The sequence below is a fragment of the Vibrio sp. SCSIO 43132 genome (assembly GCF_019904195.1).
GTDB classification, from domain to species: domain Bacteria; phylum Pseudomonadota; class Gammaproteobacteria; order Enterobacterales; family Vibrionaceae; genus Vibrio; species Vibrio nigripulchritudo.
The window spans coordinates 512,274-526,249 of record NZ_CP063200.1; the positions used below are offsets into that span (position 1 = coordinate 512,274).

Consider the following 13,976-nt stretch of genomic DNA (forward strand, 5'->3'; position numbering starts at 1 on the left):
ATTTGCTCCTGAGCAAATCGAGGTCAGCTATTCCCCCTATGCAGTTGACCTCACCTCAGATTCCTTTGAGTCAACATTTCTTCAGACATTGGTAGGTAAGAATTATGAAAAATGCAGTTCATTTTGGCGCAGGTAACATTGGTCGTGGCTTCATTGGCAAACTATTGGCAGACGCTAAAGTTGAAGTGACTTTTGCTGATGTAGACGCACCACTGGTAGATCAACTTAGTCACAAACAAGAATATAAGGTTAAAGTCGTCGGCACAGATTGCCAAATCGAGACCGTTACACACATCACCGCAGTTAACTCAGCAAGTGATGACGTCATTGACCGGATCGTAAAAACTGATTTGGTGACAACAGCTGTAGGTCCTAATGTATTGGATATTATCGCAAAAACCATTGCGACAGGAATCGCAAAGCGTTTTGCTTCAGGTAATGAAAAACCACTTAACATTATAGCCTGTGAAAACATGATTCGGGGTACAACCCATCTAAAAGGTGAAGTGTACAAATATTTGGATGAGTGCATGCATGCGAAAGCCGATGAGCTGGTTGGCTTTGTAGATTCTGCTGTGGATCGCATCGTGCCTCCTACAGAAGCAGCGAATGATGATCCTCTGGAAGTAACAGTAGAAAGCTTTAGCGAATGGATTGTTGATGAACAACAGTTCAAAGGTGAAATACCAGACATTGCAGGTATGGAAAAAACCGACGATCTGATGGCATTCGTGGAACGTAAGTTGTTTACCTTAAACACAGGTCACTGCATAACCGCTTACTTAGGCTGTTTAAAAGGTCATAGAACTATCCGAGAAGCAATTGAAGATCCTGATATTTACAAGCTGGTGAAACAAGCAATGAAAGAGAGCGGTGAAGTGCTAATCAGACGTTATGGCTTTGATCGCAACTTGCACAATGCTTACATAGAAAAAATCTTAGGGCGCTTTGCTAATCCTTACCTGATGGATGAAGTGGATCGTGTTGGACGCCAGCCAATTCGAAAATTAGGCTCAAACGATAGATTAGTGAAACCATTAATGGGTACAATTGAGTATGGCACTGAAAATCAAGCGCTTTTAAAAGGTATTGCGGCAGCATTGAAGTATACAAATGACGCAGATCCTCAAGCGGTGGAACTGCAAGAGTCAATAAAAAAATCAGGTGTTAAGAAAGCACTTGCAAACCACACTGGCTTGAAAGAAGACGGTGAAGAAGTGGTTCAGATTAACGCGTTTTACAATCAGCTTTGAACCACACATTTGGGGGGCTCTGCTCCCCTATATAACAATTAGAAATGTATTCAGAATATGGAAGATATCGTCAACGAAACCGAGATTATTGAGCGATTAAACAGCGCGTCATCGGTACGGGGCTTTTTCATAACAGCAGTCGACGTGTTTAACCTATCGATAGACGGTTTGATGCAAAGGATTTTTCGTAAGGATAACTTTGCAGTCCAATCAGTCGTTGGTCCATTGTTACAGGATTCCGGACCATTGGGTGACTTATCTGTGAGGTTAAAGTTGTTGTTTGGACTTGGGGTACTTACTGATGAGATTTACAACGACATCGACAGCATCATCAAGATTAAGAACCAATTAAATAGTGATACGTCGGAATATGAGTTCACCGATCCAAGTGTCCTTAACCCAATCAAAAAACTTCATTTGGTTAAGAATGTAGGCTTGGCACAATTGGAAGTATGTGAACCAGATGGTGATATCGACCTCGATTTTTATCAACTTCAACTTCAGCGTCAACAACAGATAGTTAAGTCAGGACTCTCATTAGCCATAGTCGAAATCTGTAATGAACTTGGCAAGGAAAGCCCATTTTGATTAGGTCTGTATTCATAAAAGTCTGCTTGTGAGGAAAGGTATTTACCACACATGAAACGGGCTTATGAAAGTTCAAAAACTCAATATATCTAAATGAATCAAATAAGCGCGCCTCGGCGCGCTTTTCTTTTTATCATCTCAAATAGGATAACATATCGATTTTATATGCTACTTTACGCATTCGTTAAATCTATTTTCAATATTCTGGGGAATAAATGGAATTGATCAATGCTTCATTAGAAAGGCACTGGGATATTGCAGCTGAATTTCTTGTTCAAGCCGTAGAACGTTGCAATAGAAACGGGCTTCCATTGTGGACAAAAGACCAAGTTAATGTGCCCTCATTAAAAACAAGTTATGAACTTGAAAATTTATATCTGTTGAAACATCACGGACAGCAAGTGGGCTGTGTGTTTATCAGCTTAGACAACGATGATTTCTGGTCAGACAGAGATACCAAAGGGAGTCTCTTCTTTCATAAATTCGTTATTGGTGACGCTTTTAATTCCCAAGGATTGGGGGTGTTGGCTTTAACTGAAATTCAGTTACTGGCACAAAGTATGGGATGTGAATGGTTAAGGTGTGACTGTCACGGGGATAGAGGGCGTCTTAGAGCATTCTATGAAAATTTCGGTTTTGAATTTGTAGACAGATCAGAAATGTTTGGATTTGATGTCGCGCGATATCAAAAGTTAGCAAAAATTGATTCAAATATTGAATAAATGGATTCCGGATATGAAAAACCTTTTATTGGTCTTACTTTTTACTTTTCCATTAATTGCAAACGCTTCAGCAATCAAGGCAGATAGCTTTAAAGTAGAATTACCCACTCTTTTTAGTGAAGTGACGGAAGAAAAAAGTGAAGGCAGAACTTCCTGGAGTTTCGGTTCCAAGCATGGAACCTTTATCGTGATAGAAGGGCAGTGTGCAGGTTGCCTCGTTTCTACTCAATCGAGTGTGACCGAACTGCTCGATGATCCAGATTACAGCGATTATGGGGCAGTATTGCTTAACGTTAGTGGGCAGGACGGTCTCTTAGTATACGTGCCAACTCGTAAACAGGTAATGTTAGCTTCGGCGGAATTTATGAGGGAAGACAGAAAGATCACTGTGCAGCTTGTGACCAGATTAGGTTTGAAACCTGCCGAAGTTCAAATGGCAAATGTTGAGCTTATGCGGTTGCTCAATGCCATCGAATTTAACTGAGAGAATGTTTTACCTAAATAAGCGCGCCTCGGCGCGCTTTTCTTTTCAGCTATCACTCTATTCAAATCGACATAACGTTACGTTTTTTCCATAGCTAGCCGACCTGCTCTGGTTTGCCTAAGCGTCTGTGAATCATACTTATGATCGCGAAGCTTATGATGATGAGTAAACTGACCCAGAGCGTCATTCTGGGTGACTGCCCTGCCAGCAGACCAGCGAGATAACTGCCAACCGAGACCGCGCCTATTTTCATCGCGGCAATCCACATAAAGACTTGCGATGCACTTTGTGAAGGTGCGTATTCGGTTCTTGCTGCCAGTGTAGATGCAAAGAAAAAGGCATTGGCGATGCCGCAAATTAGAAACGCTCCAAGCCCAAGCGAATAGGATGTTGCAGTGGCGATAAGTAAGATCCCGACAGCAACGCCCAGCGCAGAAATGGTCATTTGAGGGTCGGCTTCTTTTTGATTTGGCCACCGGATCAAAAACATAGATCCAAGCAAGTTTCCGATGCCATACCCACTAACGAGTGTTGCTGCACTTGCAGGTTCCTGCTGCCAGTCTGATACCAGAAATATGGCGCAGATTGGCAATGCCGCCAGAGAGAAAGAAGTGATCATCGTCAGATAGAGTGTGCGGCTTAACGGACCGTTTTGAAGAATCTGTTTTGCGACCACTGCGACAGTGGGTACCGCTTGTTCACCACTGACTTTGTTTTCATGTTTGGGCAGCCTCATCACCAAAAAAGCAGTAACCAAAGGCATGACGGCAATGGCAGCAACGGCGATCTGAGCGTTGACGGTTTTGGCGACAAAAGCCACTAACAGAGGACCGATAGTGGTGCCTATCGCGTAGCAAGCGACGTCCCATCCCTGCGCTTTTCTTCTTATGTGCTGCTGATTTTTGAAAGCGAGGTTGAGTTGCCCGCTGATGCCTCCCATCAGAAAGGGGGCAGAACCGCCACATACGATCAAAATGACAACCAGTGCTGGGTAAGGAAGAGCAGGAAAAGATAGGGCTGCCAGAACCAAAAACAGGCTATAGCAACAGGCAGCAAAAGCAATTAGCCTGCGAGAGTCTTTAGCCGTGTCCAGACAGCGCCCCCAAATGGGACCTAACAAATGCGGAGCGGTAAGGCAGGCAGCAAGTATCCCTATCTGATGCCCATTAATCCCATTTTCAGCCGCCAGAATCAACACTCCGACTGTGGCGGCGCCTGTTGCTGTTCTCCCAAAAATGGCAAGAATAGCGAACAGATTCAGCAGAGCAGAAGTGTTTTCAGGCTCGTGATGCATTTTACTTATACCGTCCATACTTATGCTCCACTATTCGTTTGTTCTAGCTCAGTTCCAATTCAGAAATGAGGTTGCGAAGAAGAGCACGTGAATCGGGGTTAAGACCAGTAAGCGGAGCAGGTAAACAAGGCGCTTCGGCATACCCCAGTATTTCTGCAGCGGTTGCCATGACCCGCATTCCTCCCAGATTTAGGGTAAACAGATCCCACAGAGGGTCAAGCTCTTGTGAAAGCGCTTTGGCTTGTGTTGAATTGCACTCTTTCGCGCGGTGGAAGATATGCCTCGCGGTGCGAGGGAACAGACCCGCTAGAACGGAATACCAGATATCACAGCCAGATTGGATCCCAGAAGCGGCAAATGCATCGCCACTAACGCCTATGGACACATCCGCAGGCAAAATACCTTTCAACTGTTGAATGCGCTTTTCCCCAGCTTCTACAAAAGGTGTACCCGGGAACTTGATCGACTGAATCATTTTCAGCTTGGCGATTTCTGAATGCAGCTCGTCGCTAAACGTGAAGTGGGTAGCGACTGGATTGTCATAAACACAAATCGGCACAGAAACCTGCTCGTCAACACGTCGGTACAGCTCATACACTTCTTCTTCGGTTAGTCGTTGATAAGAGAGAGGGGCAAGCAGAAGACCTTTTACACCAAGCTTTTCAGCCTGCTCGGCATTCGCTAACACATCTCTTAACCGTAATGATCCAATGCCTGCCAGAACAGGTACATCGCCGGCATGCTCAACGGCAACGCGGATAACCTGACCTTTTTCTTCGGCGTTTAAATAGGGATACAAACCGGTCGAACCGAGGGCGCAGATTGAATCGACCTTACTGTCTGCCAGGCGACCAATGATGTTGGCATAGGCATTAGGATCGAGTCGGTCGTGAGTGAGAGGGGTGATTGGGAAAGCACTTAATCCGGTAAACATCTTCGCGTATTCCTTTAGGCGTTAGGGTTGGAAATATTTGGCTGAATGCATCGCTCTGCAAAGACAAGATCAAGATGGTATCATTGTCATAGTGCTAAATATTTATTGTCATAGTTCGATTTGTATATTGTCATAGGACAAAGATGAAGATCAAGATAAAAGGACAAACTGGCCAAGAAATTTTTGAGTCGGTCAGGTCGCTTATTGCCTCCGGAGAGCTGGAAGAGGGAGGCGCTTTACCCCCTGTAAGGGAGCTCGCGCTAGAAGTCGGCGTGAACAGAAATACGGTCGCCAGCGTGTATCAACGCTTGGTAAAAGCGGGCTTGGCGGAAACCAAAGGTCGGTTAGGGACCAGAGTCAAAGCCCGACAAACTGCGGGTCAGCATGACGGAATAACAGAAACCCAACTGGTGGATCTTGCGGACGGTAACCTGAAGCGAGAGTGGCTTCCCGATCTCAACCAGGTTGCTCAGCAAAGTAACTTTAAGCAGTTTGTTTACGGTGAATCGCCTATTTTGCCGGAAGTAGAAGACTATGGTCGTGAGTGGTTCAAGGCAGATTGCCCCGAGGAAATGGGGCTCACAATCACGGGCGGCGCCGTTGATTCATTGGAGCGCCTGTTAGCCACGTATTTATTGCCCGGTGATAAAATCGCGGTAGAAGACCCCTGTTATCTCGGCTCTGCCAATGCCATAAAGCTGGCTGGAATGACTTCTGTAGGGGTCAGTATGGATAGCGAAGGTATGCTGCCAAAGGAGCTGGACGCTCAGCTTAAAAAAGGAGCGCGGGCGGTACTATTTACACCACGAGCTCAAAACCCGACCGGGTGCTGTTACAGCAAAGTGCGAGCCAAAGAAATTCGCGATGTGCTTGCCCGTTACCCGAATGTTCCGGTGCTGGTGGACGATCACTACGCTCTGCTTTCTACCAGTGAGTACCAGAATCTGATCGCAGACAATACGCAGCATTGGGCGGTGTACCGCTCGGTTTCTAAAGGACTGGGACCGGATCTCCGTTTAGCATTTGTGGCTGCGGATCCGGTTACGACAAGCCGACTTCAAAGCCGCCTGATACCGGGGATGACATGGGTTAGCCGCGTTTTACAGGCTATGGTCTTCACCGCTTTACAGTCTGAAACTGTTCAACAGCAGCTTACCGATACCAGTGAGAAATGTCGCCAGAGTCGCCTGTGGCTGATTCGCGCTCTTGCAAAAAATGGGTTGTCAGTTTCTGAGGATATTGAAGGCGTCAACGTGTGGGTGCCTGTTAATGGGGATTCACAGGGAGCCGCTTACGAGCTGTCTAAGATGGGCTGGCTAGTCAGACCCGGCAGCCTGTACGATATTGATGGTCAGTCTAAGGGGCTGCGCATTACCACAGTTAAGTTGGATGAGGAACAAGCCCAACGGCTGGCTGAGGACATTGTATCGGTCTGCCTGTAAAACGTATTGCCACAATCATGTACGTGAAAGAGCCTGATTTGTACAAATCAGGCTCTTTCATCCCTTTCAATCTTAGTTAGCCAGTCTGGTTATTCAGTTAATCTCTCATTACTTGAATATTGGAATAATGTCGTTTTGCATCAAATATATATCGTCATATCGATTGGCGTAGTTAGTGGCAGTTTTAACAACCACTAAATCCAGTTCTTTGACTATACCAACCATCTGACCGCCGTGCCCGATGCCATAAATGGCTTTGTAGGTTTTGCCATCCACAAAGTGTTCGTCCAGCCACCAGTAGTAGCCATAAGCCCTGCTGTCTGCGTTTATTTTTAAATGGCTGTGAATGGAGTCTTTAATCCATTCTTTCGAAACAAGCTGTTCACCTTGCCATTTACCATCATCATTGACCAATATGCCAAGTTTTAACATATCCCGTGGGCGTAGATAGCCACCGCCAGCGGCATTGCTTACGTATCCCATTTGTCCCGAGATATAACCGTTTATGAAGCACAGCTTGGATAACGCGGAATCGGAAATGGCTTCAGTCAGGAATTCTTTGTCGTATTGCCGGGCGATGATTTCTCCCACCACCGTCACGTTACCGCCGTTGTAGTTAAATTTGGTTCCCGGTTTTTCGGAGAGAGGGTGGCTCAGAATAAATTCGAGCGGATCATAGCTCGCCATTTCTTTTGAACGTGGGTTGTTTGGGTTAGTGTAGGGAATGCTCCATTCGTCCCATTGAAGACCGGAACCCATCATAAGCATGTGCTTAAGGGTGATAGATGCTTTGTCACCCTGAAGGTATTCAGAATACTTGGGAAGAAGTTCAGCGACAGACTGATCGATACTTTTCAGTTTCTTTTCTTCAATGGCAACTCCCGTGGCAAGGGAAGTCAGACTTTTGGTTATCGACTGAATTGAATGGGGGTAATCGCGCTTCCAACCGTTCCGGTATTTTTCAATCAGCAGTTTGCCGTCTTTCATTACCAATAAGCTGGTGGTGTGCTGATATAACGGCGCGTTGTCATCAAACTTCTTGTAAAGTGCCGAGAGCTTTTCGCGGTCATAAACTGGGTTCTCATCTTTCTCTAGCCAGTCATCGTTACATTCCTGCTTTGAGTTGAGTGGTTGAATCCACGGTGTCTGGTAGAGCTTCTCTACCAACTTTTCGCCTGTGGCGTCTTTAATCCGATAAAGATCCAGCTCGTTGCCCCAATAAGTAATCGATGCCAGTCTGTATTCCCCATTTGCCCCTTTTTTGAACTGTCCTCTGGTGCCAGTGTTTTCGAGTTGAGAATGGAATTCGCCATTCTGCGAAATAGCAATGGGCTCATTTCCCCAGGCAGTAAGCAGGTAGTGTTTCCTTTTGTCGCGATAAAATTTTATATGAGGCAATCCATCGAATTTGGATGTGTACAATCCCAAAAACTGGTCGGTGTCACTCGATTCCTGAGCGTTGGCAGCCAAGGGCAGAGCTGCGGTCAGGATTGCGGCTAGTGTACAACTCAGGCATGTCAAAGACGAAGGTGTTCGCATCATAATATCCCCACAAAAGTCAGTATTTTTTAAGATATAGAAAACGGGTTTTCTATTGAACTTTGAATGTTCAAAATGCGATGTAGAAAATAAAATTGCTATAAATCAGTGAAATAGAGTTTAACTGAGGATGTTTAACGCAAGCTCGATAGGGCATTAACAATCGTTAATGCATGAGAATGAAGGTTGGCTAACATGCCGCTAGCCAACCAAAGTTAGAGAATATTAAGCGCCTGTACAGGTGTCTGCACCTTGATCCAGCCAAGCACCGAATTTGCCTGTGTCTGCTGGCTCTTCCTTAGTCCAGTGTCTTGCTTTCCAGATTCGGTCTTTCCAGCTCACTAATTCGCCCGACTGGTAAGCTTTTCCGCTTTGCCAGGTTTGTGCGCATCCGTCGCCCGGGTTAGTCGGACCAGAAGAATCCGTCACTGTCGCTTTAATCACGGCGGTGTGAACAGTAGTCCCCGTTCTGTCGGTTGTGAAATCCAGCTTCACTTCTGCTGTACCTGCGGCAGTTGCACCAAAGGTAGCCTGAATAGAACATGCACGACCCGCAAGCAGGGTTTCTGTCGTACATCTGTCGATGGTCATAGCTGGAGTTTCAGCAACGCCAGCGCCAGTCAGAGTGGCAGACGTAATGTTGATGTCTGCTGTGCCCGTATTACGGATTGTGAAGAAATGCTTCTTAGTCTGACCAAGTTCAAAGCCTTCAACCTGAAGTGATTTCTTGTAGCTGAAAGCAACCTGATCATCCGGGTTGGTAAGTACACCGTTGATCCAGTCGTGGTAATGAGTTACGTCGCTGTATACGCCGTATTTACCCGGACGCGCACAACCGCGACCCCAGCTCACTACCCCAAGCTGGCTCACTTGACCGCCCTGATTTACAACGATAGGACCACCACTGTCACCAGAACAGGAATCCTTGCCACCTTCCAGATAGCCAGCACAGAACGCCGATTTACCAATATAGCCATTCTGGTATGGTCCACCTGCTGCGTTACAGGTTTCTTTAGACACCAGAGGTACATCCACTTCTTGAAGTACTGTTGGAGGTGGTCCTTTCTCTGCCGTGCGTCCAAGACCCGCTACCGTCAGAAGATCACCAACGCGAACGTACTGGCTCAGGTTGTTCTGACCGAGATTGACCGCCGAGAAGCCTTGCGGAATGGTTTTAAGTTCGATGATAGCGATGTCGTTTAAACCGTATTCTGCAACATAGTCAGGATGCATAAATACGCGTTTAACGTCGAAGCGCGTTCCTTCTTTGTTTTCAAATTTGTATCCGCCAAGCTTCACATCAAAAAATGCGGTGTGCTTATTGCGAAGACAGTGCGCAGCCGTCAGTACAAAGCCGTCACCAATGTAGCTACCGCCACAGAATGAGCGTTCGCTGGAAGACGGGACGATCTGAGCGTAAAACGGCCAGTCGGCAGTGTTGGCGTCTGAACCGCCGACAATTCTTGGTGAAATGGTGTCTGAAGCACTTGCAGTAGCAGGCAAGATCAAGCTGGTAGCCACTGCCAGCATGCTTAGTTTCATCTGTGATTTCATGCTTTATCCTTTTTGTTAGTCGTACCCAATTTCTCGTTGTAATTTGGGTATATGCCTCAGTGGGCATAAAGCATGTTAGTCGTCCGAATTTTGCTCAACAAATGGATTTCGAAAATAAAACTAAGTTAATAAATGATTATGTACTGAGTATCAAAACACGGATTGAAACAAAGTCGTGATCGGACATTTTAGGGTGACTTTTATCTGAAATTATTGATAGATAACGCATTGAAATATAATAAGAATAACGTTCTTTAAATCTCTGTTGTTCACGCAGTGAAAACTGATGTTTTATGCAGAGAAAAAGAAAACTTACTCCCGGTTTTCAGGAAGAGAATGAACAATTTTCGATCAGTGAATCGGTTTCAGATTGAGGGATTGTTTAAAATAACTTTTGAATTGTGAGTTGCGTATACCCAAGTGACCTCATGATGCAGGATTCAGAGCCTCATATTCTGGTTCACTTCAAGGAAAAGAGTGCAGCGGAAGGACAAGTCCTTTCCAAGATCTTTGACGATGAAGTGGGACAGAATATGGGCTCCCAAGGGCGAGTTTAACTGGCTTTCATACTGCGTTACCGATTCTTGATTTAGAACCACTAGATCTTCCAATCGGTGTCTTGTCTGAAAGCCAGTTAATTCTCGCTGAACCGAGCATCTTGAGGTTACTTGGGTATAATACTATTTTTATCATTAGTGTGCCCAAGGAGAGGGAGTAAAAGTGACCAAATCATCGTCTGCAACCATCTCTGACGTCGCTCGAAAAGCAAACCTGTCGAAGTCTGCTGTCTCTCGTTATCTTAATGGGAATCTGAATCTCGCCCCCGAAACCGCAGAACGTGTAAACGAAGCGGTAAAAGCGCTTAATTACAAACCGAGCCGATTGGCCCGGAGGCTGAGTGCAGGCGTCAGTGAAACTATCGGGCTGGCGGTACCGGACCTTTCAAACCCCTTCTTTTCAGAATTGGCGGATTCCGCAGAAGCGACCGCGTCTCTACACGGATATGAGCTGACGATATGCATTACCCGAAGCGAACCTGATCGCGAAGGGTTGTACATCGGCTGGCTGGATACCCGCAATATTGATGGTTTGCTATTTATCACCAATCGACCTGATGACGGCAGTCTGAACACACTTATTGGTGAACGAACAAATGTGGTTTTGCTGGACGAAGATGTACCGGGAACAGGTGTCATCAAGATCTTTTCCGATAATGTGAAAGGCGGCTATCTGGCTACGCAGAAACTGATTGAACTGGGGCATACCGACATTGCTTATGTAGGTGGTCCCGAAACTCTAATGAGCGTGCAGGAACGCTTTGAAGGCTACCAGAATGCAATGGTTGAAGCGGGGCTAACTTGTCATTCTTCTCGCATTTTTTATGGCGAATATTCACGCTCTTACGGGAATCAGGTAGCAGATTGGATCGCAGCGTTAGAAAAGCGACCGACGGCGATTTTCTGCGGCAGTGACTATATCGCAATCGGGGTGATCGAAAGCCTGAAAAAATATGACATTCAGGTGCCTGACGACATTTCCATCATCGGATTCGATGACGTAAATTTCGCGGGACTGCTCACCCCATCGCTCAGCTCTATACGGCAATCTGCACAGGTTTTGGGGAGACTGGGCGTGGAAGCCCTGCTTGGCATTTTAAAGCAGACTGATCTGGAAGCGTCTTCCTCACCGACCAAACTGCGCCGTATACCTGTTGAGTTAGTGATACGGGATTCGATCAAATCACTCTCATAGATTGTTGGTCGCTGAAACAAAAAGGTTGGCTGAACACCCCATTCAATCGGAGTATTAGCCAACCATAGTTAAGACCCCTAAAAGGGAGCCTGACACAAGAATTCATCACGCGTTCTCACCAGAGGATCTGATCGTGATTGTGCGAAGACTTGTCTGAATTAGTCGAACGTAAACGGAGTGTTTGGACTGGTCACAACGCCGTTAATCCAGTCGTAATGATGAGGAACGTCGGCATACACACCATATTTTCCTGGGAGAGCACAACCTTCACCCCAACTTACGATTCCGAGTTGAGTGACTAACCCACCCTGATTAACCACGATTGGACCGCCACTGTCATAGGCACAGGAATCTTTACCACCTTCTTTCAATCCTGCGCAGAACGCCGATACGCCAATGTAGTCCTGAGCGTAAGAACCTCCCGCTTCGTGACAGGTTTCAGCTGAAACTAAAGGTACACTTACTTCCTGAAGTACATCTGGTCGCCCACCATGCTGAGCAGTGAAGCCAAGACCAGCGACGGTGAGGAGATCACCAGCACGGGCATACTGGGCAAGGCTGTGCTGACCAAGATCTACAGCCGGAAAGCCTTGAGGAATGGTATTAAGCTCTATTACCGCGACATCGTGTTTCACGGTAGTTGAGTTGTAACTTGGATGCGTAATTATCCGTTTTATATCAAAGCGAGTTCCGTCTTTGCTATTAAACTTATAGCCACCCAGCTTTACATCGAGTGTTGCACTGGATCGGTTAGCGACACAGTGTGCAGCGGTCAATACAAAACCATTGCCAATATAGCTACCGCCACAGAAAGGTTCGTCAGTGGAAGAAGGAATAAGTTGAGCAAAAAAACGCCAGCTTGCAGGGTTGGCATCCATTCCTCCAATGATTCTTGGCGATACGTTGTCTGAAGCATTAACTGTAGTGGGCAACATTAAGCTGGCAGCCACAGCCAGAATGCTTAGTTTCATCTGTGATTTCATGCTTTTATCCTTTTCTATTTTTGTCAGTAATATCCAAATTTACTTACGTATATGCCTCTGTAGGCATAAAGCATGTTAATCGTTTAAAAATTGCTCAACAATTGAATTTCTATAATTAAATGTAATTTATAAAATACACACCCAGAACATCAAAGCATGAGCTGAAACAAAGTGCCACTAGGACAGATTAGAGTGATTTTTATCTGAAACCTCAGCCAGAGCGTGAGGGTATTGAAGTAGCAAAGTCGCGTTTTCCTATTCGCTTATTGGTTTCCATCTTTTGAGAATTACGTGTGGATGAGGAACACTGCTTTTTCCTAACGAATTCAACTGGCTTGTTATGAAAGCCTGCGATCTCTCCATTTTTCTGTGATTAAAAAGTGACCGTTATTGTTGACATTATCAATTTCACTGGTTAATAATCGATCAGGTAAACCGGTTTACAAAACAAAAATGGACTTCAGAAAAGGACGAAGACAATGTTTAGGGAAACATGGAAATTACTCACTTCATTCACGGGAGTAGCCGCTTTGATTGTGGCTATGTCTTTTCAGCCAGCACTAGCGAAAGAGAAGCTGAGATTCGCGTTGGTTCAGATCAATCAGCAGGCTTTATTCTTCAATCAGATCAACGAAGGAGCGCAGAGAGCCGCAGACAAAGCTGGTGTTGAGCTTCTGATCTATAACGCTAACGACAAACCTTCTGCTCAGAACGACGCTATCGACGCCTACATCCAGGACAAAGTGGATGCGATTCTGGTGCTTCCCATTGACGTAAACGGTATTCGACCTGCCATTGTTTCTGCCAAGGAAGCGGGTATTCCGGTTGTGACCATTGATGGAATCGTTGAAGGAGTCAACGACGTTCAGGTGGGGGTTGATAACCTGCTTGCCGGTAAACAGATTGGCGAGTTTATGACTCAGTACATCAATGAAAAAAGCCTGAATAACCCGAGTGTGGGTGTAGTCGGGGCTCTGAATTCCTATATCCAGAACGTGCGCCTGGACGGATTTAAAAACGGGCTTTCCAAAGGAAAAATTGTCGACACGGTGGACGGTCGAAATGTTCAGGATGTTGCCCAGACTGCGGCTGAAAACTTGCTGATTGCGAATCCGGGAATGAATCTGGTGTACGCCACAGGTGAACCAGCACTGATTGGTGCACTGGCCGCGACGATTTCACAAAACGCCAAAGACAGAATGCGTGTATTCGGATGGGATCTGACCGCGCAGGCAGTAAAAGGCATCGATGAGGGCTGGGTAGTTGGTGTGATTCAGCAAAACACCTTCGGTATGGGCGAAGCAGGCGTTAACGCTGCGGTTGACCTGGTTAAAGGTAACGCCGTGGACAAGCAGATTGATGTTCCCGTCACCATTGTGACCAAAGCCAACGTGGATGATTTCCGGTTCATGTTCAAGTAGCGCACACAGC

At 46.0% G+C, this 13,976-nt stretch carries 13 protein-coding genes; 8 read left to right on the forward strand and 5 right to left on the reverse strand.

What is annotated here, in order from left to right:
• The first annotated feature begins 104 nt into the window (after positions 1 to 104).
• From INR79_RS20385 to INR79_RS20400, 4 genes are all read left to right on the forward strand, one after another.
• On the forward strand, positions 105 to 1,253 hold the full coding sequence (locus INR79_RS20385; protein ID WP_223099475.1) for a mannitol-1-phosphate 5-dehydrogenase: 1,149 nt from the start codon (positions 105 to 107) through the stop codon (positions 1,251 to 1,253).
• Positions 1,254 to 1,310: 57 nt separating this feature from the next.
• Positions 1,311 to 1,841 (forward strand): MltR family transcriptional regulator, encoded by a 531-nt coding sequence (locus tag INR79_RS20390; RefSeq protein ID WP_022603364.1) that lies wholly within the window; start codon positions 1,311 to 1,313, stop codon positions 1,839 to 1,841.
• Positions 1,842 to 2,056: 215 nt separating this feature from the next.
• Positions 2,057 to 2,563, forward strand: coding sequence for a GNAT family N-acetyltransferase (locus INR79_RS20395; RefSeq protein WP_223099486.1), 507 nt, complete (start codon positions 2,057 to 2,059; stop codon positions 2,561 to 2,563).
• A 13-nt stretch (positions 2,564 to 2,576) separates the two neighbouring features.
• Entirely contained in the window at positions 2,577 to 3,047 is a 471-nt protein-coding gene (locus INR79_RS20400) for a hypothetical protein (protein ID WP_223099488.1), read from the forward strand.
• Positions 3,048 to 3,141: 94 nt separating this feature from the next.
• Here the strand turns inward: INR79_RS20400 and INR79_RS20405 are convergent, their stop codons facing one another.
• Together INR79_RS20405 and INR79_RS20410 are read right to left on the reverse strand one after the other, a co-directional pair.
• Complete coding sequence (locus tag INR79_RS20405) at positions 3,142 to 4,359, reverse strand: MFS transporter (RefSeq protein ID WP_223099490.1); 1,218 nt, start codon at positions 4,357 to 4,359, stop codon at positions 3,142 to 3,144.
• A 25-nt stretch (positions 4,360 to 4,384) separates the two neighbouring features.
• Positions 4,385 to 5,275: a dihydrodipicolinate synthase family protein gene (locus INR79_RS20410; RefSeq protein ID WP_223099492.1), complete on the reverse strand. Its 891-nt coding sequence runs from the start codon at positions 5,273 to 5,275 to the stop codon at positions 4,385 to 4,387.
• 143 nt (positions 5,276 to 5,418) lie between these two features.
• On the opposite strand from INR79_RS20410, the gene INR79_RS20415 reads away from it, so the two are divergent.
• The gene (locus tag INR79_RS20415) at positions 5,419 to 6,717 is read left to right on the forward strand and encodes an aminotransferase class I/II-fold pyridoxal phosphate-dependent enzyme (RefSeq protein ID WP_223099494.1); all 1,299 of its coding nucleotides are present in this window, start codon (positions 5,419 to 5,421) and stop codon (positions 6,715 to 6,717) included.
• A 108-nt stretch (positions 6,718 to 6,825) separates the two neighbouring features.
• Here INR79_RS20415 and INR79_RS20420 read toward each other — a convergent pair whose 3' ends face one another.
• Entirely contained in the window at positions 6,826 to 8,259 is a 1,434-nt protein-coding gene (locus INR79_RS20420) for a serine hydrolase domain-containing protein (protein ID WP_223099496.1), read from the reverse strand.
• Positions 8,260 to 8,481: 222 nt separating this feature from the next.
• The gene (locus tag INR79_RS20425) at positions 8,482 to 9,810 is read right to left on the reverse strand and encodes a trypsin-like serine protease (RefSeq protein WP_022560768.1); all 1,329 of its coding nucleotides are present in this window, start codon (positions 9,808 to 9,810) and stop codon (positions 8,482 to 8,484) included.
• A gap of 428 nt (positions 9,811 to 10,238) precedes the next feature.
• Here INR79_RS20425 and INR79_RS28150 point away from each other — a divergent pair, with 428 nt between their 5' ends.
• Both INR79_RS28150 and INR79_RS20430 read left to right on the forward strand, forming a co-directional pair.
• On the forward strand, positions 10,239 to 10,367 hold the full coding sequence (locus tag INR79_RS28150; RefSeq protein ID WP_022603357.1) for a hypothetical protein: 129 nt from the start codon (positions 10,239 to 10,241) through the stop codon (positions 10,365 to 10,367).
• Between the two features lie 163 nt (positions 10,368 to 10,530).
• Positions 10,531 to 11,562 (forward strand): LacI family DNA-binding transcriptional regulator, encoded by a 1,032-nt coding sequence (locus INR79_RS20430; RefSeq protein WP_223099508.1) that lies wholly within the window; start codon positions 10,531 to 10,533, stop codon positions 11,560 to 11,562.
• A gap of 158 nt (positions 11,563 to 11,720) precedes the next feature.
• Here INR79_RS20430 and INR79_RS20435 read toward each other — a convergent pair whose 3' ends face one another.
• Positions 11,721 to 12,545, reverse strand: a complete 825-nt coding sequence (locus INR79_RS20435) for a S1 family peptidase (RefSeq protein WP_004406742.1) — start codon at positions 12,543 to 12,545, stop codon at positions 11,721 to 11,723.
• Between the two features lie 479 nt (positions 12,546 to 13,024).
• Here INR79_RS20435 and INR79_RS20440 point away from each other — a divergent pair, with 479 nt between their 5' ends.
• Positions 13,025 to 13,966 (forward strand): substrate-binding domain-containing protein, encoded by a 942-nt coding sequence (locus INR79_RS20440; protein ID WP_022593771.1) that lies wholly within the window; start codon positions 13,025 to 13,027, stop codon positions 13,964 to 13,966.
• Positions 13,967 to 13,976: the final 10 nt, after the last annotated feature.